Origin of the sequence: Pseudomonas sp. KnCO4 (assembly GCF_045344305.1) — a bacterium.
Classification (GTDB): Bacteria; Pseudomonadota; Gammaproteobacteria; order Pseudomonadales; family Pseudomonadaceae; genus Aquipseudomonas; species Aquipseudomonas anuradhapurensis.
Genome location: NZ_CP174199.1, coordinates 3,540,792 through 3,566,620, shown reverse-complemented (window position 1 = coordinate 3,566,620; position 25,829 = coordinate 3,540,792). Strand labels below are relative to the sequence as shown.

General features: G+C 62.8%; 26 protein-coding genes and 1 tRNA gene. 15 read left to right on the top strand and 12 right to left on the bottom strand.

Features of this window, described 5'->3' with window-relative positions; translation table 11 throughout:
- Positions 1-143 precede the first annotated feature (143 nt).
- Positions 144-878, bottom strand: coding sequence for a secretin N-terminal domain-containing protein (locus ACJA3S_RS16705; protein ID WP_406819343.1), 735 nt, complete (start codon positions 876-878; stop codon positions 144-146).
- A gap of 145 nt (positions 879-1,023) precedes the next feature.
- Between ACJA3S_RS16705 and ACJA3S_RS16700 the strand changes: the two genes are divergently transcribed.
- Both ACJA3S_RS16700 and ACJA3S_RS16695 read left to right on the top strand, forming a co-directional pair.
- Complete coding sequence (locus ACJA3S_RS16700; RefSeq protein ID WP_406819342.1) at positions 1,024-2,733, top strand: S8/S53 family peptidase; 1,710 nt, start codon at positions 1,024-1,026, stop codon at positions 2,731-2,733.
- 83 nt (positions 2,734-2,816) lie between these two features.
- The gene (locus ACJA3S_RS16695; protein WP_406819341.1) at positions 2,817-4,259 is read left to right on the top strand and encodes a SulP family inorganic anion transporter; all 1,443 of its coding nucleotides are present in this window, start codon (positions 2,817-2,819) and stop codon (positions 4,257-4,259) included.
- 169 nt (positions 4,260-4,428) lie between these two features.
- On the opposite strand, the gene fusA is transcribed toward ACJA3S_RS16695, so the two are convergent.
- Together fusA and ACJA3S_RS16685 are read right to left on the bottom strand one after the other, a co-directional pair.
- On the bottom strand, positions 4,429-6,540 hold the full coding sequence (gene fusA, locus ACJA3S_RS16690) for an elongation factor G (RefSeq protein WP_406819340.1): 2,112 nt from the start codon (positions 6,538-6,540) through the stop codon (positions 4,429-4,431).
- A 73-nt stretch (positions 6,541-6,613) separates the two neighbouring features.
- Complete coding sequence (locus ACJA3S_RS16685; protein WP_406819339.1) at positions 6,614-7,039, bottom strand: hypothetical protein; 426 nt, start codon at positions 7,037-7,039, stop codon at positions 6,614-6,616.
- Positions 7,040-7,268: 229 nt separating this feature from the next.
- Here ACJA3S_RS16685 and ACJA3S_RS16680 point away from each other — a divergent pair, with 229 nt between their 5' ends.
- Positions 7,269-7,571 carry a hypothetical protein gene (locus ACJA3S_RS16680; protein WP_406819338.1) on the top strand — a complete coding sequence of 101 codons (303 nt, stop codon included), beginning with the start codon at positions 7,269-7,271 and terminating at the stop codon, positions 7,569-7,571.
- Positions 7,572-7,574: 3 nt separating this feature from the next.
- Here ACJA3S_RS16680 and ACJA3S_RS16675 read toward each other — a convergent pair whose 3' ends face one another.
- A complete protein-coding gene (locus ACJA3S_RS16675; RefSeq protein ID WP_406819337.1) occupies positions 7,575-8,825 on the bottom strand; it encodes an aspartate aminotransferase family protein in 1,251 nt (416 codons plus the stop codon).
- A gap of 235 nt (positions 8,826-9,060) precedes the next feature.
- Entirely contained in the window at positions 9,061-9,957 is an 897-nt protein-coding gene (gcvA, locus tag ACJA3S_RS16670) for a transcriptional regulator GcvA (RefSeq protein ID WP_406819336.1), read from the bottom strand.
- A 254-nt stretch (positions 9,958-10,211) separates the two neighbouring features.
- Here gcvA and ACJA3S_RS16665 point away from each other — a divergent pair, with 254 nt between their 5' ends.
- From ACJA3S_RS16665 to ACJA3S_RS16645, 5 genes are all read left to right on the top strand, one after another.
- Positions 10,212-11,594 carry an amino acid permease gene (locus ACJA3S_RS16665; protein ID WP_406819335.1) on the top strand — a complete coding sequence of 461 codons (1,383 nt, stop codon included), beginning with the start codon at positions 10,212-10,214 and terminating at the stop codon, positions 11,592-11,594.
- A gap of 57 nt (positions 11,595-11,651) precedes the next feature.
- Complete coding sequence (locus tag ACJA3S_RS16660; RefSeq protein WP_406819334.1) at positions 11,652-12,149, top strand: PaaI family thioesterase; 498 nt, start codon at positions 11,652-11,654, stop codon at positions 12,147-12,149.
- Positions 12,150-12,428: 279 nt separating this feature from the next.
- Complete coding sequence (locus tag ACJA3S_RS16655; protein WP_406819333.1) at positions 12,429-12,809, top strand: DUF4398 domain-containing protein; 381 nt, start codon at positions 12,429-12,431, stop codon at positions 12,807-12,809.
- Positions 12,810-12,820: 11 nt separating this feature from the next.
- Positions 12,821-13,594 (top strand): OmpA family protein, encoded by a 774-nt coding sequence (locus ACJA3S_RS16650; protein WP_406819332.1) that lies wholly within the window; start codon positions 12,821-12,823, stop codon positions 13,592-13,594.
- Between the two features lie 109 nt (positions 13,595-13,703).
- A complete protein-coding gene (locus ACJA3S_RS16645) occupies positions 13,704-14,399 on the top strand; it encodes a glutathione S-transferase N-terminal domain-containing protein (protein WP_406819331.1) in 696 nt (231 codons plus the stop codon).
- Between the two features lie 45 nt (positions 14,400-14,444).
- On the opposite strand, the gene ACJA3S_RS16640 is transcribed toward ACJA3S_RS16645, so the two are convergent.
- Positions 14,445-16,061 carry an inorganic phosphate transporter gene (locus ACJA3S_RS16640; protein ID WP_406819330.1) on the bottom strand — a complete coding sequence of 539 codons (1,617 nt, stop codon included), beginning with the start codon at positions 16,059-16,061 and terminating at the stop codon, positions 14,445-14,447.
- A gap of 127 nt (positions 16,062-16,188) precedes the next feature.
- On the opposite strand from ACJA3S_RS16640, the gene ACJA3S_RS16635 reads away from it, so the two are divergent.
- A complete protein-coding gene (locus ACJA3S_RS16635; protein ID WP_406819329.1) occupies positions 16,189-16,575 on the top strand; it encodes a DUF488 domain-containing protein in 387 nt (128 codons plus the stop codon).
- Between the two features lie 122 nt (positions 16,576-16,697).
- Here ACJA3S_RS16635 and ACJA3S_RS16630 read toward each other — a convergent pair whose 3' ends face one another.
- Positions 16,698-17,153, bottom strand: coding sequence for a hypothetical protein (locus ACJA3S_RS16630; protein WP_406819328.1), 456 nt, complete (start codon positions 17,151-17,153; stop codon positions 16,698-16,700).
- 131 nt (positions 17,154-17,284) lie between these two features.
- On the opposite strand from ACJA3S_RS16630, the gene ACJA3S_RS16625 reads away from it, so the two are divergent.
- The 6 genes from ACJA3S_RS16625 to ACJA3S_RS16600 all read left to right on the top strand — a co-directional run bounded on the left by ACJA3S_RS16625 (position 17,285) and on the right by ACJA3S_RS16600 (position 21,441).
- Positions 17,285-17,716: a GNAT family N-acetyltransferase gene (locus tag ACJA3S_RS16625; RefSeq protein ID WP_406819327.1), complete on the top strand. Its 432-nt coding sequence runs from the start codon at positions 17,285-17,287 to the stop codon at positions 17,714-17,716.
- Between the two features lie 69 nt (positions 17,717-17,785).
- Positions 17,786-18,175: a helix-turn-helix domain-containing protein gene (locus tag ACJA3S_RS16620; RefSeq protein WP_406819326.1), complete on the top strand. Its 390-nt coding sequence runs from the start codon at positions 17,786-17,788 to the stop codon at positions 18,173-18,175.
- Between the two features lie 63 nt (positions 18,176-18,238).
- Positions 18,239-18,877: a UvrY/SirA/GacA family response regulator transcription factor gene (uvrY, locus tag ACJA3S_RS16615; RefSeq protein ID WP_003251380.1), complete on the top strand. Its 639-nt coding sequence runs from the start codon at positions 18,239-18,241 to the stop codon at positions 18,875-18,877.
- 6 nt (positions 18,878-18,883) lie between these two features.
- Positions 18,884-20,707 carry an excinuclease ABC subunit UvrC gene (gene uvrC / locus ACJA3S_RS16610; protein ID WP_406819325.1) on the top strand — a complete coding sequence of 608 codons (1,824 nt, stop codon included), beginning with the start codon at positions 18,884-18,886 and terminating at the stop codon, positions 20,705-20,707.
- A gap of 33 nt (positions 20,708-20,740) precedes the next feature.
- Positions 20,741-21,301, top strand: a complete 561-nt coding sequence (pgsA, locus tag ACJA3S_RS16605) for a CDP-diacylglycerol--glycerol-3-phosphate 3-phosphatidyltransferase (RefSeq protein ID WP_406819324.1) — start codon at positions 20,741-20,743, stop codon at positions 21,299-21,301.
- Positions 21,302-21,365: 64 nt separating this feature from the next.
- A tRNA-Gly gene (locus tag ACJA3S_RS16600) sits at positions 21,366-21,441 on the top strand.
- A gap of 210 nt (positions 21,442-21,651) precedes the next feature.
- Here ACJA3S_RS16600 and ACJA3S_RS16595 read toward each other — a convergent pair.
- From ACJA3S_RS16595 to ACJA3S_RS16575, 5 genes are all read right to left on the bottom strand, one after another.
- Entirely contained in the window at positions 21,652-21,915 is a 264-nt protein-coding gene (locus ACJA3S_RS16595) for a hypothetical protein (RefSeq protein ID WP_406822314.1), read from the bottom strand.
- On the bottom strand, positions 21,912-24,158 hold the full coding sequence (locus ACJA3S_RS16590; RefSeq protein ID WP_406819323.1) for a putative bifunctional diguanylate cyclase/phosphodiesterase: 2,247 nt from the start codon (positions 24,156-24,158) through the stop codon (positions 21,912-21,914). The genes ACJA3S_RS16595 and ACJA3S_RS16590 overlap by 4 nt, the downstream gene beginning before the upstream one ends.
- A gap of 170 nt (positions 24,159-24,328) precedes the next feature.
- Positions 24,329-24,640 (bottom strand): hypothetical protein, encoded by a 312-nt coding sequence (locus ACJA3S_RS16585; protein ID WP_406819322.1) that lies wholly within the window; start codon positions 24,638-24,640, stop codon positions 24,329-24,331.
- A gap of 6 nt (positions 24,641-24,646) precedes the next feature.
- A complete protein-coding gene (locus ACJA3S_RS16580; protein ID WP_406819321.1) occupies positions 24,647-25,042 on the bottom strand; it encodes a hypothetical protein in 396 nt (131 codons plus the stop codon).
- Positions 25,043-25,377: 335 nt separating this feature from the next.
- Positions 25,378-25,575: a hypothetical protein gene (locus ACJA3S_RS16575; RefSeq protein WP_406819320.1), complete on the bottom strand. Its 198-nt coding sequence runs from the start codon at positions 25,573-25,575 to the stop codon at positions 25,378-25,380.
- Positions 25,576-25,829 lie beyond the last annotated feature (254 nt).

Here is a 25,829-nt window from a genome sequence, read left to right as displayed (position 1 = left end):
GCGGGAGCGAGGCCATCATGCCCTTGGCAAAAAGACCCTGTCAAATGTTTTGTAGTGCTTTTTTGTGCTTACTACATCTTTGGTCTAATACGACTCGGCAGTCAGTTTCAAGGCCTTTGGTCGAGGCCTTGAATTGCCTGGGATCAGTCGACCAGGTCGACTTTTACCCGCAAAGTCATGTTTTCACCGCGCTGGGTGCTGTAACTGTGGCTGGAGGCACTGCGCTCGGCTTGGCTCTGCTGGTTGAACCCGGCCAGGGTGATCCACTCACCCAGCTTGCCGGTGACCGTCGTGTCGGTGCTCTGTACTTTCACTACATCGGCACGTTCCTGGCTGATGCGGTCATTATTGGTGCTTATTTGCAGACGAACCGTATCGCCGCTCAGGCTTGGCGTAACGTAGAAACCCTGGGTCACGTTGCGGTATTCGGTGTTGCTCTGGAAGCGCCCGTAGCTGTCGGTGCTGGTGCTGGTAACCGGGATGCTCTGGCCAACCTGGATCAGTGCCGGCTGGCCTTCGCTGGCCTGCACCTGTTGCATGCCACCGTCGCGGTTGCTGGTGCCGTAGTAGATGACGCGCGCGTTGCCGCGGTTGTCCTGGAAGTTGCTGTCATTGTTGTCGACGCTGATCAGCAGGCGCTTGGGCGCAGTGTCCAGTTGTTGCAGCAGGGCGCGCAGGTCGTCGATGCGCTCGGCGCTGGCGTTGACGATCAGCTTGTTCTCGAAGGCAGTGACGCTGCCGTCCTTGCCGAGGAACGCCTGCGCTGCCGGCAGCAGTTCGGCGCTGCTGCGGTGCTGCAGCGGCACGACCTCGGTGGCGGCGTGGACGGTAAGGCTGGTGGCCAGCAGCAGCGAGGCGAAAAGGGGGCGTAGCGGCATGTGGATGATCTCCGCGGTTGGAATCAACATGATGGCAAATTTGTAGCGCTTGTGCCGGGCCCAGGTCACAAGTTGCTGTTCATGCAGCTGAACCTTGGCGCTGGTTGGGCAGTCGCAATGTCAGGAAAGGCGGGGGGCTGATTGCATGAAGCGCCATGTCATCATGCTGATGATGATCTTCAGTTGTGCCGTGTCGGCGCAAGCGGACACGCTGCGCATCACGCAACTGCAGCGTTGCGGCGACCTGTTGGGCGAAGCTGAACAGCAATGGTGCGTGCGAGCCGAGGGCCTGGGGGCCAGTGTGCCGATTGTCCGCCTCGGCGAGACGCAACTCGAGCAGGCTGGCATCGAGCGGCTTGGCGACACGCTGAGGCTGACCCTGGCCAAGGACGAGCAACGCAGCGCGCCGCTGTGGCTGCAAGACGGCGAGCGGACCAGCAACGCCGTCTGGTTGACTCGACAGCGCAGCCACGTGGTTGCCGCAGGGCCTGGCGAAGTGGCGAAGAACATGGATGGCCTGACCACCTACCTCGACCTGGTCAGCCTGTTGATCGAGGAAAAACACGATGGCGCCGCTGAAGCCCGGCGCATTGCCGACAAGTACGGTGCCCAGGTGGTCGGTGCCATCCCGCCGCTCAATGTCTACCAGCTGCGCTTGCCGGCGCGCGACCTGGTGCAGCGCGATGCGCTGGTCCTGCGCCTCGGCACCGAGGTCAGCGTGGATGCGGTGATCGTCGAGGAGTCCGCACCCGAACGCGGCGAGGAGGGCGAAGGCAGCGGCCAGCCGACCATCGACCAGGCAGACGAATGGGCTGCCAACCGTTTCATGGATGCGTTGTACTTCTACCAGCGCCGCATCCCTGCTTCCGGGGTGCCGGTGCAGCCCGTACGGGTGGGCGTGATCGAGCGCGAGGTGGACTTCGACGCGCCGCCCTTCAGCGCCTACCGGGGTGCTTGCAACAAGGGGCAGACCTGCCTGTATGGCCCCGACGGCGATCGCCCGGGCAGCCATGGCAGCCATGTGGCCGGCATCCTGGCGGCCCGGGGGCAAGGCTTCCTGCCCGGGCTGGGCCAGCACAGTCCGGGTTTCGAGGTAATTGTCGGGCGCAACTCGGATGCCGGGATCACCGCCAATATCGCTGCCTCGGTAAACCTGGTCGAAGACGGCGTGCGGGTGTTGAACTGGAGCTGGGGCATCCACCGGGTCGGGGCGAAGAACGTGCAGGGGGATGAGGTCGAGTCACTGGTGCGCTCCGGGCTGGCGATGAGTGGCTATGAAGAGTTGCTCGAAGAATTCTTCCTCTGGCTGCGGGCCAAGCATCCCGATGTGCTGGTGGTGAACTCGGCCGGCAATGGTGCGTCCTGGTCGGGCACCGATGAATATCGGCTGCCTTCCTCGTTCGTCACCGAGCAGTTGCTGGTGGTGGGCGGGCATCAGCGCAGTGACCAGGCGGTGCCGGTCGAAGACCCTCGGCATGTCCGCAAGCGCCACAGCTCGAACATCGACATGCGCGTGGATATCAGTGCTGCCGCGTGCATTCGCCCGGTCGCCGCCGATCGGCCGCACTGCGGCACGTCATACGCCACGCCGTTGGTCACGGCCACCGTGGCGACCATGCTGGCGATCAACCCGGCCCTGACCCCGCAGCAGGTGCGCATGCTGTTGCGGCGCAGCGCCCTGACCCTGGGCAGCGAACAGGACTTCGAGGCCATGGATGCCGAAGACCTGACCGCGCCGATACTGCCGTCGGAACGCGGCGGGCGGCTGGACCACCCCGACCTGGGGCGCTCGGCGCGCCTGGACATGCAGCGGGCACTGGACCTGGCCATACAAAGCCGGGACCGGGTGCGCTGAACGGTGGCTGCTGGCAGACAAATTCCGTAACATCGCGCCCCTCGTTTTTCCCCGTCCGCCCCGGACTGCACCACAGGATCCCCATGAAACCCGCCCGACTCCGCGCCGACCTGCTCGCCGGCCTGACCACTTCGTTCGCCTTGGTGCCCGAATGCATCGCGTTCGCCCTGGTGGCCCATCTCAACCCGCTGATGGGCCTGTACGGGGCGTTCATCATCTGCACCCTGACGGCGCTGTTCGGCGGCCGCCCGGGGATGATTTCCGGCGCGGCCGGCTCGATGGCGGTGGTGATCGTCGCCCTGGTGGTGCAACACGGTGTGCAGTACCTGCTGGCGACGGTACTGCTGGGTGGCGCGGTGATGATCCTGTTCGGCTTGCTGCGCCTGGGCAAGCTGGTGCGCCTGGTGCCGTACCCGGTGATGCTCGGTTTCGTCAACGGCCTGGCGATTGTCATCGCCCTGGCCCAACTGGAACACTTCAAGCAAGGTGGCCAGTGGCTCACTGGTACCCCGCTGTACCTGATGGTCGGGCTGGTGGCGTTGACCATGCTGGTGGTCTACCTGCTGCCGAAGCTGACCCGTGCGGTGCCGCCGGCGCTGGTGGCGATCCTTGGTGTCGGCTTGCTGGTGTACCTGCTCGGCCTGCCTACCCGCACCCTGGGCGACATGGCGCAGATTGCCGGCGGCCTGCCGCAGCTGGCCCTGCCGGACGTGCCGTGGAACCTAGAAACGCTGAAGATCGTCGCGCCGTATGCGCTGCTGATGGCCATGGTCGGCCTGCTGGAAACCCTGCTTACCCTCAACCTCACCGATGAAATCACCGAAAGCCGCGGCTTCCCGGACCGCGAATGCGTGGCCCTTGGCGCGGCCAACATGGTGTCCGGCCTGTGCGGCGGCATGGGCGGTTGCGCGATGATCGGGCAGACGGTGATCAACCTCAGCTCCAATGGCCGTGGGCGGCTATCGGGCGTGGTGGCCGGGGTGATGGTGCTGCTGTTCGTGTTGTTCCTGGCCCCGCTGATCGAGCGCATTCCGCTGGCGGCGCTGGTCGGGGTGATGTTCGTGGTGGCGCAGCAGACCTTTGCCTGGGCGTCGCTGCGGGTGTTGCACAAGGTGCCGCTGAACGATGTGCTGGCGATCATTGCGGTAACCGTGGTCACGGTGTTCACCGACCTGGCCGTGGCGGTGCTGTTCGGCATCATCATCGCCGCGCTGAACTTTGCCTGGCAGCATGCGCGGGAGTTGTATGCCGACAGCCACGAAGACGGCGAGGGGGGCAAGCATTACCGGCTGCATGGCACGCTGTTCTTTGCCTCGACCACCGCCTTCCTCGAACAGTTCGACAGCGCCAACGACCCGGTCCAGGTCACGCTGGACTGCCAGCATCTGAGCTTTGTCGATTACTCGGCGATTGCGGCTTTGCAGACCTTGCGCGAGCGCTATGCCAAGGCGGGCAAGCATCTGCGTGTGGTGCATTTGTCGGAGCGCTGCAAGAAGCTGTTGAAGCGGGCCGGGGAGCAGCACTGAGAAGGGCTGTTGCCTGGGCTGGCCTGTTCGCGGGCGCGCCCGCTCCCACAGCGATTGCATGACCCTTGCACTGCGCCCCTGAGGTTGGCTTTTTTGTCCAACATCAGGGGTGCACCTCACCCTTGTGGGAGCGGGCGTGCCCGCGAACAGGCCGGTGCAAGAGAAGGACTTATTCCCCGCGGTTTTTCTTCACGATGGCATCGGCAATGCTCGCCGGCGCCTCGGCATAGCGGGTGAACTCCATCGAGAAGCTCGCCCGGCCCTGGGTCATCGAGCGCATCGAGGTGGCGTAGCCGAACATCTCGCCCAGCGGCACCTCGGCACGGATCACCTTGCCAGCCGGCGTTTCGTCACCGTCCTGGATCATCCCGCGGCGCCGGCTGAGGTCGCCGAGGATGTCACCCTGGTACTCCTCCGGCGTGACCACCTCGACTTTCATCACCGGCTCCAGCAACACCGCGCCGCCTTTCTGCGACAACTGCTTGGTGGCCATCGAGGCAGCGATCTTGTAGGCCATTTCGTTGGAGTCGACATCGTGGTACGAGCCGTCGTACACCGCCGCCTTCAGGTTGATCAGCGGGTAGCCGGCGAGCACGCCGTTCTTCATCTGCTCTTCGATTCCCTTCTGGATCGCCGGGATGTACTCGCGCGGAACCACGCCACCGACGATCTCGTTGATGAACTCCAGGCCTTCCTTGCCCTCGTCGCCGGGGGCGAAGCGGATCCAGCAGTGGCCGTACTGGCCACGGCCGCCGGACTGGCGGACGAAGCGGCCCTCGATCTCGCAGGTGTTGCGGATCTTCTCGCGGTAGGCCACCTGCGGCTTGCCGATATTGGCCTCGACGTTGAACTCGCGGCGCATGCGGTCGACGATGATATCCAGGTGCAGCTCACCCATGCCCGAGATGATGGTCTGGCCGGTCTCTTCGTCGGTGCGCACGCGGAATGACGGGTCTTCCTGGGCCAGCTTGCCCAGGGCGATGCCCATTTTCTCCTGGTCGGCCTTGGTCTTCGGTTCCACGGCCACGGAAATCACCGGGTCGGGGAAGTCCATGCGCTCGAGGATGATCGGCTTGTCCATGTCGCACAGGGTATCGCCGGTGGTCACGTCCTTCATGCCGATCAGTGCGGCGATATCGCCGGCGCACACGTCCTTGATTTCCGCCCGCTGGTTGGCGTGCATCTGCACCATGCGGCCGATGCGTTCCTTCTTGCCCTTGACCGAATTGAGTACCGCGTTGCCGGAGCTGAGCACGCCGGAATAGACCCGGGCGAAGGTCAGGGTGCCGACGAACGGGTCGGTGGCGATCTTGAACGCCAGGGCCGAGAATGGCTCGCTGTCGTCGGCGTGGCGCTCCAGGTGTTTCTCTTCGTCGTCCGGGTCGGTGCCCTTGATGGCGGGGATTTCCGACGGCGCCGGCAGGTAGTCGATGACGGCGTCGAGCATCAGTGGCACGCCCTTGTTCTTGAATGACGAGCCGAGGATGGTCGGTACGATTTCGTTGTTCAGGGTGCGCTTGCGCAAGCCGGCCTTGATCTCCTCGGTGCTCAGCTCTTCGCCTTCGAGAAACTTGCCGAGCAGTTCGTCATCGGCCTCGGCCGCCGCCTCGACCATGTGCGCCCGCCATTCATCGGCCAGCGCCTGCAGTTCGGTGGGGATGGCTTCTTCGCGATAACTGGTGCCCTGGTCGGCGTCGTTCCAGTAGATGGCTTTCATCTTCACCAGATCGATCTGGCCCTGGAAGTTTTCCTCGCTGCCGATGGCCAGCTGGATCGGCACCGGGTGATGGCCCAGGCGCTGGTCGATCTGTTTGACCACGCGCAGGAAGTCGGCGCCCTGGCGGTCCATCTTGTTGATGTAGGCCAGGCGCGGCACATGGTATTTGTTGGCCTGGCGCCACACCGTCTCGGACTGCGGCTCGACGCCGTCGGCGCCGCTGAATACCACCACTGCGCCATCCAGTACGCGCAGCGAGCGCTCCACCTCGATGGTGAAGTCGACGTGGCCGGGGGTGTCGATGATGTTGAAGCGGTACTTGTGGGCGAACTGCTTGGTCGAGCCCTGCCAGAACGCAGTGGTCGCCGCCGACGTGATGGTGATGCCGCGTTCCTGCTCCTGGGCCATCCAGTCCATGGTCGCGGCGCCGTCGTGCACCTCGCCCATCTTGTGGTTGACCCCGGTGTAGAACAGGATCCGCTCGGTGGTGGTGGTCTTGCCGGCATCCACGTGAGCGACGATGCCGATATTGCGGTACAGCTCGATAGGCGTTGTGCGGGCCATGGCGGACTACCTGCGAATGGTCGGATTCCACCACGTTAGCAGACCGGCAGAATCCTGCCGTGCCGCCCGGCTGTCAGTCAGCCTGGGCCAGCAGCAGCCATTGGCCATCTTCTTCGCGGGCCAGGCCGCTGGCCGGCAGCAGGGCCAGCAGGCGAGTGTGCAGGGCGGCTTCGGTGAAGGTCTTGAGGGTGGCCAGGTCCAGGTTGCCGACCAGGTTGAGGTCGGCCTTGGTGTACGACAGCCAGGCCTTTTTCAGTGCCTGGGCGACGTCGCTGGCGGCGGTGCTGGCGAAGCGGCGGTGCCACGGGCGGCCGTCGAAGGTGAAGGTGTGGGTATGGCTGTAGCTGCTCTGCTCGCCACCTTCGGCGCAGCGATGGCAGCGGCACGGGCCTTCGCCGAAGGCATTGCGCAGGTAGCTGTTGAAGTCCACCACAGGCTTGAGGGACAGGCGTTTGTCGACTTCGAACAGGTCGGCGATCAGGGGTTCTTCGGCGCTCACTCGGGGATCCTCGTGTAGGTGGCGTGCATCGGCGGGCACCCTAACAGATCGGGCCCTATAGATCACCTTTTGCAGGTCTGACCTCTTCGCGGGCGCGCCCGCTCCCACAGGTACCATGCACCTTCCTGTGGGAGCGGGCGTGCCCGCGAAGAGGCCAGTAGAGACAATAGAGACCACCTGCCGTACTCTACGCGCCCATACGCCTACACACCCACAGAGGTAACCCCGTTTGAGCACCCAGTACCCGTACATCGCAACCATCACCGTCAGCGCCGAAGACCGTGGCGGCGACGCCGAAGCCTCGGAGAACCCGGGCATGCGCGTTGGCCTGGAGGCCGTCACCGAAACGCTGAAGAAGGTGCATTTCGTCGGTACGCTCGCAGCCCCGGAAAAGAACGCCACGCACATCTGCGTGACCCTGGAAAACGGCCTGACCTATTACGGCCCGATCGTCAACGGCCACGCCGAACTCGAAGGCGGCTGGATTGCCTTCGAGTCCGACATGCTCACGCCGCAGGAGCTCGGCCTGTAACCTTCAGCCCAGCTCCGCCAGGCACTGCTCGAGAATGTCCAGGCCTTCCTCGAGCACTGCGGCTTCGATGGTCAGCGGCGCCAGCAGGCGGATGATGTGCCGCGCCTTGCCGCTGGGCATCAGCAACAGCCCTTTGGCACGTGCCGCTTCCATCACCTTGGCCAGTTGCGCTGGCGCCGGGCTGCCGTCGGCATTCACCAGCTCGATGCCGCGCATCGCGCCGACACCGGTCAGGCGCCCGATGAACTGGCTCAGGCCCGTGGCCTTCCAACGCTCGAAACGTCGCACGATCGCCTGCTCCTGGCGCTCACCCCAGGTGGCGATGTTTTCGTCGCTCATCTGCGCCAGGCTGGCCAGGGCCGCCGCGCAGGCGATCGGGTTGCCCGAATAGGTGCCACCCAGGCCGCCCTTGGGCAGTGCCGCGAGCAATTCCTTGCGCCCGACCACCGCGCCCAGCGGCATGCCACCGGCAATGCTCTTGGCCAACAACAGCAGGTCTGGCTCGATGCCCAGGCGGGGGAAGGCGAAGCGCTGGCCGGTGCGGCCGAAGCCCGACTGGATCTCGTCGATGATGACCAGGATGCCGTGTTCGTCGCAGAAGCGGCGCAGGGCCTGGGCGAAAGCAGGATCAAGGGCGAGGAAGCCACCTTCGCCCTGGACTGGCTCGAGGATGAACGCAGCCACGTCCTCCACCGCCAGTTCGACGCTGAACAGGCGCTCCATGGCCTTGAGCGCCTGTTCGCAGGTAACCCCGGTGTCGGCGCTGGGGTAGGGCAGGTGGTAGACCGGCCCGGGCAGTTCACCGACCCGTTGCTTGTAAGGGGCAACCTTGCCGTTGAGGTTCAGGGTGGCCAGGGTGCGGCCGTGGAAGGCGCCATCGAAGGCGATGATGGCGCGCTTGCCGGTGGCACCGCGAGCCACTTTCAGGGCGTTCTCCGCCGCTTCCGCGCCGCTGTTGGTGAGCATGCCGGCCAGTGCGTAGCTGACCGGCACGAACTCGCTCAGTTGCTCCATCAACGCCAGGTACGGGCCGTGTGGGGCGGCGTTGAAGGCGGAGTGGGTCAGGCGGCTGGCCTGGGCCTGGATCGCCTCGACCACCGCCGGGTTGCAGTGGCCCAGGTTGAGCACACCGATACCGCCGACGAAGTCGATGTAGCGGTTGCCGTCGGTGTCCCAGACTTCGGCATTACGGCCATGGGAAAGTGTGATCGGATGAACGATGGCAATGGACTGGCTGATACTTTCCTGGTTCATGGGCACGCGGGACCTTGTTCGAGTTTCTTACTATCCAAGCGTGTCGGCAGGTTATTCCGCAAACGAATTATTTGATTGGGATCATTCCATGGATTCCTGATCTGGGCGTTGAGTTGTGTTGGCTGTGCCGGCCTCTTCGCGGGCGTGCCCGCTCCCCCAGGATCACCACTGGTTCGGATACTGTGCAGTACCTGTGGGAGCGGGCACGCCCGCGAAGAGGCCGGTACAGGCCAAATCAATCCCCTTCAGCCACCCGCTCCCGGATCCACTGCACAAAGGCCCGGATCTTGGGCACTTCGGCGGCATGCTCGGCATGCGCGATGAAGTGCCGGCCATTGCTCGCCACCGGGTGATCCCAGGCCACCACCAGCTTGCCCTCGCTCAGCTCTTCGGCCACCAGGTAGCGCGGGATCAAGGCGATGCCGCAGCCGGCGATGGCCGCGCGAATGCACAGGTAGAACGTGTCGAAACGCGGCCCGTGGTAGCTGTTCTGGCTGTGCAGGCCCAGCCCCAGGAACCATTCGTGCCAGGCCTCCGGGCGCGACACGCATTGCAGCAGGCGGTGTTCGGTCAGTGCCTGGGCACTGTCGAACCGGTGGCTGGCCAGCAGCTGCGGGCTGCACACCGGTACCACCTCTTCGCTGAACAGCTCGATGCAGGTTGCCCCGGGCCAGGTGCCCTGGCCGAAGAAGAAGGCGATGTCGGCCTTGGCCTGGACCAGGTCGAATGGCTCCAGCTCGTTGCGGATGTCCAGGTGAATGCGCGGGTGGCGGTCACCAAACCCCTTCAGCCGCGGCACCAGCCAGCGCGCACCGAAGGTGGGCTGGGTGGCGATGCGCAGCACTTCGGTCTCGTCGCCGTAGCTGAGGATGTAGCGGCTGGACATGTCGATCTGGGTGAGGATCTTGTTCACTTCGGTGAGGTACAGCGCACCGGCAGGGGTCAGGTGCAGGCGGCGGCGAATGCGCTGGAACAGCGAGTGCGCCAGCATGTCCTCGAGCTGTGCCACCTGCTTGCTGACCGCGCTTTGGGTCAGGTGCAGTTCCTGCGCCGCGCGGGTGAAGCTGAGGTGGCGCGCGGCCGCTTCGAAGCACTGGAGGGCGGTGGTCGAAGGCATCAGGCGTTTGGACATGAGGGGCAGATACCGAGCAAAAAAGGAAGGAGTTCATTCCGTAATGGAATCATGTGTTTCGAAAAGGTCGTTTGTTGACCCCGCCCTATAGATTAATACTGACCTCGATCAACGATGACAACCGGTTGTGCGAAGAGGAGGTCAGTGGTTTTTCCAGCATCTGCAAAACAACAATAACCAACATCAGAAATTGACAAGAATTCTGCTTCAATCTTCCGCCGCTTTGCCGCGGCCGAGCCATTCGAGGGTTGTTCATGGCTTCGCTACACAACAACAAACAGCGCTCCTTGCAGCACGGCCTGACTTCCCGTCAGGTTTCCATGATTTCCATCGCCGGCATCATTGGCGCCGGCCTGTTCATCGGCTCTTCCAACGCCATCGCCACCGCTGGCCCGGCCATCCTCATTTCCTACGCCATGACCGGCCTGCTGGTGCTGCTGGTCATGCGCATGCTCGGCGAAATGGCCATCGCCAACCCCAATAGCGGCTCGTTCTCCACCTATGCCTCCGAAGCCATCGGCCCCTGGGCCGGCTTCACCATCGGCTGGCTGTACTGGTGGTTCTGGGTGCTGATCATCCCGGTCGAGGCGATTGCCGGCGCCGATATCCTGCATGCCTACTTCCCCGCGGTGCCGTCCTGGCTGTTCGCCTTCCTGATCATGCTGGTGCTGTCGGCTACCAACCTGATCAGCGTGAAGAACTTCGGTGCCTTCGAGTACTGGTTCGCCCTGGTCAAAGTGGTGGCGATCATCGCCTTCATCGTGGTCTGCAGCCTGGCGGTGTTCGGCGCCTGGCCGCTGGCCGAGGTGTCCGGGGTCAGCCGGCTGTGGGACCACGGCGGCTTCATGCCCAACGGCTTCGGCACGGTGCTGGGCGGTGTGTTGATCACCATCTTCTCGTTCTTCGGCGCCGAGATCGTGACCATCGCCGCCGATGAAACCGCCAACCCGAAAGACAAGATTCGCCGCGCCACCAACCTGGTGGTGTACCGCATCGCCATCTTCTACCTGGCGTCGATCTTCCTGGTGGTGTCGCTGGTGGCCTGGAACGACCCGGGGCTGAAAGCGGTAGGGTCGTTCCAGCGCGTGCTGGAAGTGCTGAATGTGCCCGGTGCTAAGCTGCTGGTCGACCTGGTGGTGCTGGTGGCCGTGACCAGTTGCATGAACTCGGGCCTGTACACCGCGTCGCGCATGCTCTACTCGCTGGGTGCCCGTGACCAGGCGCTGAGCGTGACCAAGCGCATCTCGGGCGCCGGGGTACCGACCGTGGCGGTGCTGTTGTCGACCTTGGCCGGTTTTGCCGGTTGCCTGGTCAACTATGTGTTCCCCGGCAAGGTGTTCGGCTTCCTGCTGTCCACCACCGGTGCCATCGCCTTGCTGGTGTACCTGGTGATTGCCGTGTCGCAGCTGCGCATGCGTGCCCGTGCCGAGCGTGAAGGGCGCCAGCTGGAGCTGAAGATGTGGCTGTTCCCGTGGCTGACCTGGCTGGTGATCGGCACCATCGTCATGGTCCTGGGCTACATGCTGTTCAGCGATGCCTACCGCTACGAGACGCTGATGACCGCCGGGGTCACACTGTTCATCCTGCTGGTGTCATTGACCCAGAAGCGCGGCAAGGCAGTTACCCAGCCAGCCTGATGTTTCTGCTTAAATGGGGGCGTTATCCGCCCCCATTCCAACAAGCACAGGAAGCGTATGAACGACCAGCCCCTTTCCCTCCAGGCCTTGGCTGCCCCCGACGGCACCTGCTACGGCTGCGGTTGCTCCCATCCCAGCGGCCTGCACTTGCAAAGCCACTGGGACGCCGACGGCGTCCATCTGTTATGCCGGCATGCGCCAGACAGCACCTTCATCGGTTGGCCCGGCCTGGTCTACGGCGGTTTGCTGGCAATGCTGGTGGACTGCCACTCCAACTGGACGGCGATGGCCTACCACTACCGCGCCGAGGGCCGCGAAGCGGGCAGCCTGCCGCGTATCGATTGCGTCACTGGCACACTCAACCTGAGCTACCTGAAACCGACACCGATGGGCGTCGAGTTGCTGCTCAAGGCCCGCGTGGAAGGTGAGGTCGGGCGCAAGACGCGGGTGCTCTGCGAGGTCTGGGCCGGCGATGTGCTGACGGTCAGCGCCGACTCGGTGTTCGTGCGCGTGGACACGGAAAAGCTCAAGCTCAAGGCGCATGGCCAAGCCTGAGGCCGGCGCCACGCTGCCTGCCTGTTGAAAAATCGCACGTCTTTCAGGGATAGGTCCGATTTGGGCTTCCCGCTTTTCGCACTACTCTGGCCGCGTCTTCACCACAAGAAGCCCAGGATGACCCGCACGTATTTCACGCTGCCCCCTTGCCCGGCCCGCTGACGCGGGCGGGCTTCTCACCGCCATCCTGGTTCATGCCCAACCTTCTGCATCGACACTCCGGCAACGGCGGCAACGCCGTGCCCGAAACCTGTGCAGACGCATTCAAGGAGACCCTTCATGCGTGCCAGATCCACAGTCAAAAGCGTGCTCGTCGGCGCGCTGATGTTGCTCGGCGGCTGCGCCAGCGCCCTCATGCCTAGCGAGCAGATCGAACTGACGCGAAGCGCGGTCAATCGCGCGGTGTCTGCCGATGCCACGCAATACGCCCCGGTCGAGATGCGCGCAGCCCAGGACAAGCTCAGCGCCATGGAGCGCGCCCTCGGCCAGCACGACCTCGAACTGGTCCGCCGGCTGGCCGAGCAGGCCGAGGCCGATGCCCGCCTGGCCGAACGCAAGGCCATGGCCAGCAAACGCCAGGAGCAACTGGACACTGCCCGCAAAGGCATCGAGGTGCTCAGGCAGGAAATGCTCGAAGCGCCGCAGAACGTCATCCACTGAAGGACACCAACATGTCGAAACGCCCACTGTTTACCATGGCTTCGCTACTCGGCCTGCTGCTGGCCGGCTGCGCGGCCACGCCAGAAAACGCCCGCCTGCTGGAGGCCCGCGAGGCTTACTCGGTATTGCAGGGCAAGCCTGAATCCAGCCGTATTGCCGCGCTGGAAACCCAGGAAGCCTACATCGCCCTGGGCAAGGCCGAAGGGGCTTCGCTGAAGAACCGGAAATCGCCCGACGTCGAGCAGCTGGCCTACCTGGCCCAGCGCAAGATCGACAGCGCCGAGCAGACCATCCTGCTGCGCCAGGCGGAAGCCGGCCTGCAAGGTATCGAGGCGCAACGTACCCAGGCGCGCCTGGACGTGCGCACTGCCCAACTGAAGGCGCTGCAGGCGCTCAAGGCCAAACAGACCGAGCGCGGTACCGTGGTGACCTTCGGTGATGTGTTGTTCGATACCGGCCGTGCGGAGCTGCGAGGCAGCAGCCAGCGAAACATCCGGCAACTGGCCGAGTACCTGCTGGCCAACCCGGAGCGCAAGGTGCTGGTTGAAGGGTTTACCGACGCCACCGGTAGCGATGCCTTCAACCAGCAGTTGTCCGAACGCCGCGCCGGGGCGGTGGCCAATGCCCTGCGGCGCCAGGGGGTGGCGGCCGCGCGTATCACCAGCGTCGGCTATGGCAAGGAGTACCCGGTGGCGACCAATGCCGACGCGCAATCGCGCCAGCTCAACCGCCGCGTCGAGGTCATCATCTCGCAGGGGGCCGAGGCTGTAGCGCCGCGTTACTGATCGCCACGCGGGCGCGGCAGGGAGCCGCGCCTTCGCTCAGCTGCCTGGCGATGGTCAAACCGCGACGTTGTCCCTAAAGTGGTAGCTTTCATCTCTGCAGGGGCCAAGCATGACCGATCTGAGCGCATTCCCCATCACCCGTAAATGGCCGGCGCGCCACCCCGAGCGCTTGCAGCTGTATTCGCTGCCCACGCCCAATGGCGTGAAGGTGTCGATCATGCTGGAGGAAATCGGCCTGGCCTACGAGCCGCACAAGATCAGCTTCGACAACGATGACCAGCTGAGCCCCGAGTTCATCTCGCTCAGTGCCAACAATAAGATCCCCGCCATCCTCGACCCCGACGGGCCGGGCGGCCAGCCGCTGGCGTTGTTCGAATCGGGCGCGATCCTGCAGTACCTGGCGGAGAAGAGCGGGCAGTTGCTGAGCCGCGAACCGGCCCAGCGCTATCAGACGATGCAATGGCTGATGTTCCAGATGGGCGGCATCGGGCCGATGTTCGGCCAGGTCGGCTTTTTCCACTTCTTTGCGGGCAAGGAATACGAAGACAAGCGTCCGCGTGATCGCTATGTCAACGAATCCCGGCGCCTGCTCGGCGTGCTCGACCGGCATCTGCAGGGGCGGGACTGGATGGTCGATGACTACAGCATTGCCGACATCGCCATCTTCCCTTGGGTGCGCAACCTGGTGGAGCGCTACAACGCCCGCGAGCTGGTCGGTTTCGATCAGTTCAAGCACGTGCAGCGGGTGCTGGCGGTGTTCCTGCAACGGCCAGCGGTGCAGCGTGGCCTGAAGATCCCTGGCTGACTACCGCGATGCACCGGCCGCTCCTGCAAGGGCATGTCCAGCCTGTCAGAACAGGTGACGCAGGAGCCAGTACAGGCTCCCGGCCAACAGCATCGCCGCCGGCAAGGTCAGCACCCAGGCCATCAGCATGTTGATCAGCGTGCGCTGCTGAATCCCCGAGCCGTTGGCCACCATGGTCCCGGCCACCCCTGAACTCAGCACATGGGTGGTCGACACCGGTAGCCCGAACATGTCCGCCGCGCCGATGGTGCACATCGCCACCAGTTCGGCCGAAGCGCCCTGGGCATAGCTGAGATGGCTCTTGCCGATCTTTTCGCCCACCGTCACCACGATGCGCCGCCAACCGACCATGGTCCCCAGCCCCAGCGCGATGGCCACGGCCACCTTCACCCACAGTGGGATGTAGCGGGTAGCGTCGTCCAGTTGGGTCTTGAACAGCTGCACATGGCTGAGGGTGTCGGCATCGAAGGCCACCAGCTGGTTTTTCTCGATCAGGCGGATGGCTTCGCTGGTCAGGTACATGTCGTTGCGCACGTTGGCCATGGCTTCGGCCGGTACGCGCTTGAGCGAGCCGTAGCCCTTGACCTGCTGGCCGATCATGCCGGTCAGTGCCGCCAGCGCCGGCACCAGTTGCGGGCTGGCCGCGGGCTGGGAAATGAAGGCGGTCAGCACCTGGCGCGGGTCGGCCGGGGGCGCCTGCGGGGCACTGCGTACCAGTGCCTGGCGGGTGACTTCGGCAATGGCAGAAAACTGCAGCGCCTGCTCATTGGGCATGGTCTTGTTCAGCGCGTAGGCCATGGGCAGGGTGCCCACCAGAATCAGCATGATCAGGCCCATGCCTTTCTGCCCATCGTTGGAGCCATGGGCGAAGGACACCCCGGTACAGGTCAGGATCAGCACGCCGCGGATCCACCACGGCGGTGCTGTCTGCCCTTGTGGCGCCTGGTACAGCGCCTTGCGTTTGACCAGCGCGCGCAATGCCACCAGCAACAGCGCGGCGCAGGTAAAACCGATCAGCGGTGACAACAACAGGGCATAGCCGACCTTGCTGGCCTGGGCCCAGTCCACCCCGCTGGTACCGTCACGCCCGTGCATCAGCGCATTGGCCACGCCGACGCCGATGATCGAACCGATCAGGGTGTGTGAGGACGAGGCCGGCAGGCCGAGCCACCAGGTGCCGAGGTTCCAGATGATGGCCGCCAGCAGCAGGGCGAAGACCATGGCGAAGCCGGCAGACGAGCCGACCTGCAAGATCAGCTCCACCGGCAGCAGGGCGATGATGCCGAACGCGACCGCGCCGCTGGAAAGCAGTACGCCAAGGAAGTTGCACAACCCCGACCAGACCACGGCAACCGGGGCTGGCAGGGAGTGGGTGTAGATCACCGTGGCCACCGCGTTGGCGGTGTCATGAAAGCCATTGACGAACTCGAAGCCCAGGGCGATCAGCAGCGCCAGGCCGAGCAACAGGAATGGCGTGACCGTGGTGATCACCGTGCCGCTGGCACTGACATCCTGTTTCAGGCTCCAGGTGCTGTAGGCGAGCCCGGCCAGCAGCAGGCCGAAGAACAACACCAGGGTGGTGCGGCCTGGCTTGTGTGCCAGCTGCGGACGGGCGTCGTGTTGGGCCAGTTGCGGCTGGCTGGCCAGTGACGGGGTAGCCATGGGGGCTCCGGTTGGCGTTGGCGAAAGTGCCGAAGCCCTTGAGCATAGAAACAATCCGCCGTCTGGCCGTGACCTCGATCAATGAATTATCTAGGCTCAAGACAGACGGTAACGGCGGGGAACACCGATGATTCGCTGCAAGCGTGTCTACGATGCGGTTGAGGACGATGACGGCCAGCGTGTGCTGGTCGACCGCCTGTGGCCGCGTAACAAGCGCAAGCAAGACCTGCAGGGGCAGTGGTTGCGTGAGGTGGCGCCATCCAACGATTTGCGCAAGGCGTTTCACCAGGGCGAGGTGGATTACCCCGAGTTCGTCCGCCTGTATCGGCAGGAATTGGCGGCGCATCCTGAGTACTGGTACCCGCTGTTGGACGTTGCGGCCAAGGGCAACCTGACGCTGCTGTACGCGGCCAGGGACCATAGCCATAACAATGCACAGGTATTGGCAGACTGGCTGGAGGAAGAAGGGGACCGGCGGCAAGCGGTAAGTTCACCGGTGTGTTATCTGCGGTGAAGGGGCCGTGAAGAAAGCAATACACCAATCACCGTGGCCGCAAGCGAATGAATAATGGCCACGGTGAAGGCACCTACGCTGCAACGTGAAGTTAAATAAAGTGCATGGCTAACAGCCCCGTGTCAGCCTTTGGCTTCGATGTTGGCGACGTGGAACTCGATGGCCGGATAGCCCTTGCTTTCTTGGAATGTACAGTTCGCCACTGCCCCGACGGTATGGTCAGTACGGTAACGACAATTGAGGTTGCCCTTGATGGCAACCTGGTAAGGATCGCCATCGTTGGCGTCGAATATTTCGGATTCAATATGATATGGCCCCTTCGGAAAAGGGTGGGATTTGTCTACGGGGATAGATCGAGGTATTTTAAAGGTTAGGGATATTCGGAGGTCTTGGCCATCATGCTGTATGTTAAAGGAAGTGCCGAAATACAACTGTTGACTTTCTTTTAGAAAAAATAAACCCCCGTGCTCGGCAGTAAACTTCCTGGCTTGGCCAGCAATTGTATAAGTGCCTTCAGCGAGGGCTCCGGTTGTGTCGGATTTTTTTTTATCAAAGCGGTAGTGAGCGGCGGCCTTCATGCTGTTGCTCCAGGTTGTTGGTGGGCTGGTGCGGTTATTGTTAGTGGGCGCCAGACTTTTTTAAACTGGTAAAAATGATAGTTTTGCCTCAGCAAATGCTTGACCCTGCGAGCCTCGGCGGAGGGCTGACGATGCGCCTAGAACTGACCCCGGCAAAGGCCACCCACCTGGCATTCGCTCGCGATCTCACCCGTTGCGCCATGCTGCCCTATTACAGTCAATACAGCCTGCTGTGGCTTGAGGAAGCCTTCAATGAAGCCTGGCATTGGCGCGAGCAGTGGTTGATCAACGGGGACGCAGCGCTGCTGGGCTACTGCAGCCTCAGCCAGGACCGCCAGGCCCTGTTCATCCGCGAACTGCACCTGCTTCCCGAGTATCGTCGGCAGGGTGTCGGCAGCTGGGTGCTGGAAGAGCTGGCGCTATGGGCCAGGCAGCGCCGCCTGCCGCTGCTGCGCCTGATGGTGTTTCGCAGCAACCCGGCTCGCCAGCTGTACCGCCGGCATGGCTTTGTGGAGATGGGTGAGGATGAATGTTTCGTGCGCATGCAGCGTACGATCGATTGATAGCTTGATGATGGCTTGTCGTCGCCGGAGCGCATCGGCATAGTGGCTTCCGGTAACAGGAGAACCACCATGAATGGAATCGGGCCGCGGTTGCGGGAAGAGCGGGAACGACTGGGCATGACCCAGCGTGTGTTTGGCGATATCGGCGGGGTCGAACCCAATGCCCAGGGCAAGTACGAGAGTGGCGGGCGCACACCGCGGCTCGATTACCTGGCGGCATTGGCCGCCAAGGGCGTGGATGCATTGTATGTACTCAGCGGCACGCGCACCCCGGCACCGCTGGCCGGGCTGAGTGCGGATGAGGCGGGTTTGTTGGCGGCTTTCCGGCAGTTGTCATGCGACGATCAGGCGGTACTTTGGCACCTGATGACACGGTTGACCGACAACGCCCGGCCACTCCAGGCAGCGCGACCGCCCAGCGTTGAACATCAGGCGTTTCTGACAGAAGGAATGCGTTAGGCCCACCATGCAAAATTTTGTTAAGGTGGCGGGATCCAATCGCCCTGCTGACGAGGTGTGTGCTTGATTAGGGTCCTAGTGGTTGACGATCACGATCTGGTACGAACCGGTATTACCCGCATGCTGGCCGACATCGACGGCCTGCAGGTGGTGGGTGAGGGGGACTCGGGCGAGTCGGCGCTCAAGCTGGCCCGCGAGCTGAAGCCGGATGTGGTGCTGATGGACGTGAAGATGCCCGGCATCGGCGGCCTGGAGGCCACCCGCAAGTTGCTGCGCAGCCACCCGGATATCAAGGTCGTGGCCGTGACCGTCTGCGAGGAAGACCCGTTCCCCACGCGCCTGTTGCAGGCCGGTGCCGCCGGCTACCTGACCAAGGGCGCTGGCCTTGACGAAATGGTCCAGGCCATTCGCCTGGCCTTCGCCGGCCAGCGCTACATCAGCCCGCAGATCGCCCAGCAACTGGCGCTGAAACCCTTCCAGCCACAGGGCTCGCCGTTCGATGCCCTGTCGGAACGGGAAATCCAGATTGCCTTGATGATCGTCGGCTGCCAGAAAGTGCAGATCATCTCCGACAAGTTGTGCCTGTCGCCCAAGACCGTCAATACTTACCGGTATCGGATCTTTGAAAAACTCTCGGTCACCAGTGACGTCGAACTGACCTTGCTGGCCGTTCGCCACGGTATGGTCGACGCAAGCCTGTAGAACCTCATGTCCCAAGTTTTCGATGCCAGCGCTTTCCTGGCGACCTGCAGCGGTCGCCCGGGCGTCTACCGGATGTTCGATGGCGAAGCCCGCCTGCTTTACGTGGGCAAGGCCAAGAACCTCAAGAAGCGCCTGGCCAGCTACTTCCGCAAGACCGGCCTGGCGCCCAAGACCGCCGCGCTGGTGGCGCGCATCGCCCAGGTCGAAACCACCATCACCGCCAACGAAACCGAGGCGTTGCTGCTGGAGCAGAACCTGATCAAGGAATGGCGGCCGCCGTACAACATCCTGTTGCGCGACGACAAGTCCTACCCCTACGTGTTTCTTTCCGACGGTGAATTCCCGCGCCTGGGCATTCACCGTGGGGCGAAGAAGGCCAAGGGCCGTTACTTTGGCCCGTACCCCAGTGCCGGCGCCATACGCGAGAGCCTCAGCCTGCTGCAAAAGGCCTTTTCCGTGCGCCAGTGCGAAGACAGCTACTACGCCAACCGCACCCGGCCGTGCCTGCAGTACCAGATCAAGCGCTGCAAAGGGCCGTGCACCGGGCTGGTGGGCGCCGAGGAATACGCCGAAGACGTGCGCCACTCGGTGATGTTCCTCGAAGGCCGCAGCCAGCAGCTGGGCAACGAGTTGAACGCCGAGATGGAAACAGCCGCCATGGCCCTCGACTTCGAGAAGGCCGCCGAGCTACGTGACCAGATCGCCCTGTTGCGCCGGGTCCAGGACCAGCAGTACATCGAAGGTGGCAGCGGCGACGTCGACGTCATCGCCGCCTTCGTCAACCCTGGTGGCGCCTGCGTGCACCTGATCAGCGTGCGTGGCGGGCGGGTGCTGGGCAGCAAGAACTTCTTCCCGCAGGTAGGTATCGAGGAAGAAGTGGCCGAAGTGATGGCCGCATTCCTCGCCCAGTACTACCTGGGCAACGCCGAGCGCGAACTGCCCGGCGAGCTGATCGTCAACGTGGTGCATGAAGATTTCCAGGCCATCAGCGAAGCCTTGCAGAGCCTGCGTGGCCGCGAGCTGGCCATCAGCCACCGCGTGCGTGGCACTCGCGCCCGCTGGCAGCAGCTGGCGGTGACCAATGCCGAGCAGGCCCTCAATGCGCGCCTGGCCAACCGCCAGCACATGGCCGCGCGCTTCGAAGCGCTGGCCGAAGTGCTGGGCCTGGACGAAGTGCCGCAGCGCCTGGAGTGCTATGACATCAGCCATTCCAGCGGCGAGGCCACGGTGGCCAGCTGCGTGGTGTTCGGCCCGGAAGGCCCGCTGAAGTCCGACTACCGCCGTTTCAATATCGAAGGAGTCACCGCCGGCGACGACTACGCCGCCATGCACCAGGCGCTGACCCGCCGCTACGGGCGCATCCGCGACGGTGAGGGCAAGCTGCCCGACGTGCTGCTGGTGGACGGTGGCAAAGGCCAGCTGAACATGGCTCGCGACGTGATGCAGGAGCTGGGCTTTACCGACCTGACCCTGCTCGGCGTGGCCAAAGGCGTGACGCGCAAGGCTGGCTTCGAAACCCTGTACCTGAACGACGTGCACCACGAGTTCACCCTCAAGGGCGATTCGCCGGCATTGCACCTGATCCAGCAGATCCGCGACGAAGCGCACCGTTTTGCCATTACCGGCCACCGCGCCCGCCGTGGCAAGGCGCGGCGGGTGTCGAGCCTGGAAGATGTGGCCGGGGTAGGGCCCAAGCGCCGCCGCGACCTGCTGAAACATTTCGGCGGCTTGCAGGAACTCAACCGCGCCAGTGTCGACGAAATTGCCAAAGCCCCCGGCATCAGTAAAAAGCTTGCCGAGTCGATTTATGCCAGCCTGCATAGCGAGTAGAATGCGGGGTTCAACTTGCGGCCAGTCGTACCGATGAATATTCCAAACCTGCTCACCGTCCTGCGCGTCCTGCTCATCCCGATTTTCATCCTGCTGTTCTACATGCCGTACCATTGGAGCTACCTGGCCGCCAGCAGCGTGTTCGCCGTCGCCGCCGCTACCGACTGGCTGGATGGCTACCTGGCGCGTCGCCTGCAGCAGAGCACGCCGTTCGGCGCCTTCCTCGACCCGGTGGCCGACAAGCTGATGGTGGCAGTGGCGCTGGTGTTGCTGGTGCAGACCCACGCCAACTTCTGGCTGACCCTGCCAGCGGCGGTCATCATCGGCCGCGAGATCGTGGTTTCGGCACTGCGCGAGTGGATGGCCGAGCTGGGAGCGCGGGCGCAGGTGGCGGTGTCCAACCTGGGCAAGTGGAAGACTGCCGCGCAAATGCTGGCGCTGGTAATCCTGCTGGCCAACCCACCGGCAGTGACCTTCTGGGTCATCCTCGGCTATGCACTGCTGCTGGTGGCGGCGGGGCTGACGCTGTGGTCGATGGTGCACTACCTGCTGGCGGCCTGGCCGCACCTGCGCGAAGGCTCGGAGCAGAAATAAAAGTTTTTTTGAATCAAGGGGTTGACGCCGTTTTGGAAATCGCTAGAATGGCACCCATCACGACGCGGGAATAGCTCAGTTGGTAGAGCACGACCTTGCCAAGGTCGGGGTCGCGAGTTCGAGTCTCGTTTCCCGCTCCAAATTGGCCTTAACGAATTATTTCGGTAAGGCAAGAAAGAAGGCCCTTCGGGGCCTTTTTTCGTTCCTGTCATGTGCTCTTTTCCCTCCGCCGCCACGCCTGTCTGCTTGATCGACGCCATGCTGATATCTGGGTCTGTTGCACCTCGCTGACGAGACTATCGAGGTGCTGGCGAGTTTGCTCGACCCGTTGCTGACCACGGTCCGATTCCTCATTGGCCAGGTTCGCGGCGCTTGCGGTGAGCTGGGCGTTGCGCGCCACTTCCTGCACACTGCTGGCCATCTGGGTTATTGCGCTGGCCACCTGGGCGGTTTCCCCCTGCTGCCGCAGGGTCGCGCAATTGTTGTTGTCCACTGATGTTGACGAAGTCGGGGTTGACGTAACTAATGGCGCCTTTGGGGGTGGTTGTGGAAAGGATGTTCGCGTTTGCGCTGAATTCGACGGCACGACCACTGACCGGAAGATTGGTTTTCATTGTTTTTCTCCTGAACTGACGGTTACGCGCCGGGTAACTGCGCTTTCCTCGAAACGGTCTTCTGTGCTGAGCAAATGTTGTATCTGGGCGGCAGGTTGTGGCCGACTGAACCAGTAGCCTTGGGCGTAGTGGCAGCCTTCACCGACCACGAATTCGAGCTGCGCCGAACTCTCGATACCTTCGGCCACCACTTCCAGACCAAGGCTACGACCGAGGCCGATGATCGCTTGGCTGATCGCACTCTGTTTGCTCTCGCAAGGCACGCCGTTGATGAAGCTCTTGTCCAGTTTGAGGATGTGCAGCGGAAAGCGGGTGAGGTAGCCCAGCGAGGAATAGCCGGTGCCAAAATCGTCCAGTGCCAGCAGTACGCCGAGGCTGGTCAATTCGTGCAGACAGGCCAATGTGCCCATGTCGTCATGCATCAGTTGGCTTTCGGTAATTTCCAGGATCAGGCTGGCGGGCGGCAGGCCGCTTTCCTGCAGGATGTCGATAAGCCGAAGGGTGAAGTCGACTTGTTGCAGCTGGGTGCTGGAGATGTTCACCGAGCAGCGTAAACGGCCATGTCCGGCCAGTTGCCAGAGCCGGGTCTGTTGGCAGGCCTGGCGCAGTACCCATTCGCCGACGCGGATGATCTCTCCCGATTCTTCCAGCGCAGGAATGAACTCAAGTGGCGAGATCAGGCGTTCACCATGGCGCCAACGCAGCAGTGCCTCGACCCCGGTCACCTGCGGCGCCCCTGTGTCCAGACGATAGATCGGTTGGTAATACAGTTCGAACTCATTGCGTTGCAGTGCCTGGCCTAGCGCGGACTCCAGTTCCAGATGCTGCTGCGCGGTGTCCTGCAGTGCTTCCTCGTAGTGAGCGAAGCGCGCCTTGCCGGCAGACTTGGCCCGGTAGAGGGCAAGGTCGGCGGCCTGCAGAACGTCCAGGGCTTTGCCATGGCCATGCAAGGGGGCGATGCCGATGCTGGCACTGACCACCAAGGTACGACCGTCCATGTGCAATGGCTGATGCAGGTGGTCGAGGATGCGCTGGGATATCTGTTCGGCGTCGCGGTCGCAGGTAAGGTCATGAAGCAGGACGATGAACTCGTCTCCGCCGAAGCGGAACAGCTGGTCGCTGGGGCGCAGGGACTCCCTCAGGCGCGACGCCACCTCTACCAGCACGCGATCCCCGACGTTGTGACCGAGGCTATCGTTGATCAGCTTGAAGCGGTCGAGATCGATAAACAGCAGCGCCTCGTAGTCACCGCCCTTGCGCGGCTTCAGGAAGGTTTTCTGCATCTGCTCGTCAAGCCGGATGCGGTTGGCCAGGCCGGTCAACGGGTCGTGCTGGGCGGTGTGTTGGAGACGCTGCTCGGCATCCTTGCGTGCACTGATATCAGACTGCGAGCCAGCCATGCGTAGCTCGCCAGGGTTGGTCATTTCGGCGACCCCTCGCACGAGGACCCAGATGTAGTCGCCGTTGTGCTTGCGGATGCGGTACTCGTGGTGAACGGATGATGTCTGCCCTTGAAGATGGGCATTGATCGCATGGCGAAAATCCGGAAGGTCGTCCGGGTGCACGCGACCGAACCAACTGGAACTGCTCTCGCCAATGCTGTCGCGGCTGAGGCCGAGCATGCTGGCCCAGCGTTCAGAAACGTAAAGCCGGTCCTGATCCACATTCCAGTCCCACAGCCCGTCGTTGGCACCGCGCAGCGCGCGGGCGAAGCGAGCCTCACTGTCTTCCAGCGCCTTGTGCTGGGCGGCACTGTAGGTATCGATGGCCAGTGTCATGTCGAAGAACACCGCCTTCAATAGGCTTGAATAGAGTGTCACATCCGGGCTGTCGCCGAACACGCTTTCAAGCATGTCGTCGAGGTAAAGCCGATAGCTGCCGAGGTACCACTTCAGTTCCAGGCCGATCTGCTGATGGATCACCCCGATGCGCAGGCGGCCGTTGACGTAGGTTTCATCGTAGGGGCCGCTCCACAAGCGCTGGTAATAGTCAGCCTGGCTCTGCTTCAAACGGGCGGTGACCTCCGGCGTGCGAAGCAAAGCGGACGGCGTGGAGAATTCCGCCAGGTGACGGTACAGATGGTCGACGAAAGCCTGCTGGGACGGGGCCATGTGCTGAGCTGCTGCGCCTAGTCGTCTGGCATCTTCGGCGCTCCAGTCGAGAAAGCGAAAGCGTTCGACAATCTCCGCGTGGTCGAGACGGATACGCTTGAGCAGTTCCTCGAGGTCTTTTGTCACCTTCATTCATATCCCCCGGTATTGGAGAAGATTCCTTTTTGCTGAACAAAAAAAAGCGCCGTGGCAACAAGTTCTGCTCGAGAACTTGTTGCCACGGCGCTTCGTCTTTCAGGCCTATTATCCTGCTCGGCAAAGCCGGTTCCCGCAGGGCGGAACCTGGTGATGGCATATTTACATCATTGGGAATCTTCCGACAATTTATCCAGCAATGCAACCAAGCGTCGCCGCAGCAAACCCAGTTCGCGGGATTTGAAGGCGTGTCGGGTCTGTTCGAGAACCTCGGTGGCATCCAGCAAGGCAGCTTGTACCTGCCCAGCCGAGCCCAACCGGGCTTCACCGAGCCAGCGGCAAAGCGGTGCGGCGCTGCAATTGGCAGGCGTACTCAGCACCTCGCAATCGGGTGCGACAGGTGCCAACAACTGGCGCAATTGATCGGCCAGTTCAAGATTGTTGCATATAATTCTGGTTGCCGGGTTGGACTCGCTCATCAAACTTCATTCCCCTATGTTCGGTGTGCTGTTTACAACACCGCCCATGTCGTTTGATTGATTCAGGTCAATGCTGAAACCTTTCCATTTAACCCTGTAAAGCCCTTCGGCGCGAACAGCGCTCGGTTTCGAATGGGTAACGGACGTCCTGTCAAACGTGCGGCCGCCTGTTCGGTACCTGACCTCGACCCCCACGGACGCGCCAATCCCGTCCCCTGGCCAGAACGACGCGGTATCCTGCCCGCGCGCGTTGTACAGCGGCGTCACCGCCGTCACGTACGCCTTGTTCGCCAGGTTCTTCAGATCCAGCGACACTTTCCAGTTGCCCTTCGGCGCTTCATATCCCAGGTTCGCCCGCCAGATGGTGTAGAACGGCGCATACGGGGTATTGGCATAGTCCACGGCCGTACGCGAGGCTGATGTATGTTGACGCCTGTGTACCAGCCGCTGTGGTCTTGGTATTGCAGCTCACCCTGGTAGATGTGCTTGGGCACGCCTGGCAACTGGTTGTCGCGAAGGTGTCGTCATGCCGGTAGTACAAATCGTTGTAGGTGTACACCTGGCGCCAGCGAACCAGGTCGCCCTGAGGGTTTTTCTCTTTTTTCGTTTCAGACAAAGCCATCCATTCCGTGGGCATTCGGGCTTTTCAGTGCAGAAATTAGCCCGTGAAATCCGGGCCTGATCATGCGCCATGAGGTTCAGCAGCTCCTGCCGCAATCGGTCCAGCGCTCCCGGTTTCAGAGGCGGGGATGATGCTTGGAGGTTTCCCGTATTGCAGTGCACATATAGCGCACTGCAATACGGTCCTTTTCGGACAGGCTGCGGAAGTGTTCCAGCAGGCTGGCCTCTTCCTGGCTCAGTGGTCGAGGAAAGAGCTTTTGCTTGATTGCTATCAGGGCGTAGAAGACCCGCACCAGGTCGAGTTGAAGTGTCATGCCAACCACCTGCACATTGTATGATCCAAGGGTTACTGCTCTTTGTCCGTGCACAGGCGCAAGGCCCTGGCCAGCAAGCGGCATTGATCGCAGTTTAAAGAGCGGATGGCCAACTGCCAGAGGGGCGGCAGAAAAAAATTTTATACTGCTCGTTTCTGCTTGGCAGCCAGGCGCCAAAACGAAAAACCGGCCGCTGCGGCCAAAGTGCTGCTGTAGCGCCGTGTACGTCCTGCTCCGTCTGTGACCTGAACGGG

What these genes read in the sequence shown, in the direction of transcription:
- ACJA3S_RS16705 (WP_406819343.1), bottom strand. Translation starts at nt 878, where the DNA reads ATGCCGCTACGCCCCCTTTTCGCCTCGCTGCTGCTGGCCACCAGCCTT.
- ACJA3S_RS16700 (WP_406819342.1), top strand. Translation starts at nt 1,024, where the DNA reads ATGAAGCGCCATGTCATCATGCTGATGATGATCTTCAGTTGTGCCGTG.
- ACJA3S_RS16695 (WP_406819341.1), top strand. Translation starts at nt 2,817, where the DNA reads ATGAAACCCGCCCGACTCCGCGCCGACCTGCTCGCCGGCCTGACCACT.
- fusA (WP_406819340.1), bottom strand. Translation starts at nt 6,540, where the DNA reads ATGGCCCGCACAACGCCTATCGAGCTGTACCGCAATATCGGCATCGTC.
- ACJA3S_RS16675 (WP_406819337.1), bottom strand. Translation starts at nt 8,825, where the DNA reads ATGAACCAGGAAAGTATCAGCCAGTCCATTGCCATCGTTCATCCGATC.
- gcvA (WP_406819336.1), bottom strand. Translation starts at nt 9,957, where the DNA reads ATGTCCAAACGCCTGATGCCTTCGACCACCGCCCTCCAGTGCTTCGAA.
- ACJA3S_RS16665 (WP_406819335.1), top strand. Translation starts at nt 10,212, where the DNA reads ATGGCTTCGCTACACAACAACAAACAGCGCTCCTTGCAGCACGGCCTG.
- ACJA3S_RS16660 (WP_406819334.1), top strand. Translation starts at nt 11,652, where the DNA reads ATGAACGACCAGCCCCTTTCCCTCCAGGCCTTGGCTGCCCCCGACGGC.
- ACJA3S_RS16655 (WP_406819333.1), top strand. Translation starts at nt 12,429, where the DNA reads ATGCGTGCCAGATCCACAGTCAAAAGCGTGCTCGTCGGCGCGCTGATG.
- ACJA3S_RS16650 (WP_406819332.1), top strand. Translation starts at nt 12,821, where the DNA reads ATGTCGAAACGCCCACTGTTTACCATGGCTTCGCTACTCGGCCTGCTG.
- ACJA3S_RS16645 (WP_406819331.1), top strand. Translation starts at nt 13,704, where the DNA reads ATGACCGATCTGAGCGCATTCCCCATCACCCGTAAATGGCCGGCGCGC.
- ACJA3S_RS16640 (WP_406819330.1), bottom strand. Translation starts at nt 16,061, where the DNA reads ATGGCTACCCCGTCACTGGCCAGCCAGCCGCAACTGGCCCAACACGAC.
- ACJA3S_RS16635 (WP_406819329.1), top strand. Translation starts at nt 16,189, where the DNA reads ATGATTCGCTGCAAGCGTGTCTACGATGCGGTTGAGGACGATGACGGC.
- ACJA3S_RS16630 (WP_406819328.1), bottom strand. Translation starts at nt 17,153, where the DNA reads ATGAAGGCCGCCGCTCACTACCGCTTTGATAAAAAAAAATCCGACACA.
- ACJA3S_RS16625 (WP_406819327.1), top strand. Translation starts at nt 17,285, where the DNA reads ATGCGCCTAGAACTGACCCCGGCAAAGGCCACCCACCTGGCATTCGCT.
- ACJA3S_RS16620 (WP_406819326.1), top strand. Translation starts at nt 17,786, where the DNA reads ATGAATGGAATCGGGCCGCGGTTGCGGGAAGAGCGGGAACGACTGGGC.
- uvrC (WP_406819325.1), top strand. Translation starts at nt 18,884, where the DNA reads ATGTCCCAAGTTTTCGATGCCAGCGCTTTCCTGGCGACCTGCAGCGGT.
- pgsA (WP_406819324.1), top strand. Translation starts at nt 20,741, where the DNA reads ATGAATATTCCAAACCTGCTCACCGTCCTGCGCGTCCTGCTCATCCCG.
- ACJA3S_RS16595 (WP_406822314.1), bottom strand. Translation starts at nt 21,915, where the DNA reads ATGAAAACCAATCTTCCGGTCAGTGGTCGTGCCGTCGAATTCAGCGCA.
- ACJA3S_RS16590 (WP_406819323.1), bottom strand. Translation starts at nt 24,158, where the DNA reads ATGAAGGTGACAAAAGACCTCGAGGAACTGCTCAAGCGTATCCGTCTC.
- ACJA3S_RS16585 (WP_406819322.1), bottom strand. Translation starts at nt 24,640, where the DNA reads ATGAGCGAGTCCAACCCGGCAACCAGAATTATATGCAACAATCTTGAA.
- ACJA3S_RS16575 (WP_406819320.1), bottom strand. Translation starts at nt 25,575, where the DNA reads ATGACACTTCAACTCGACCTGGTGCGGGTCTTCTACGCCCTGATAGCA.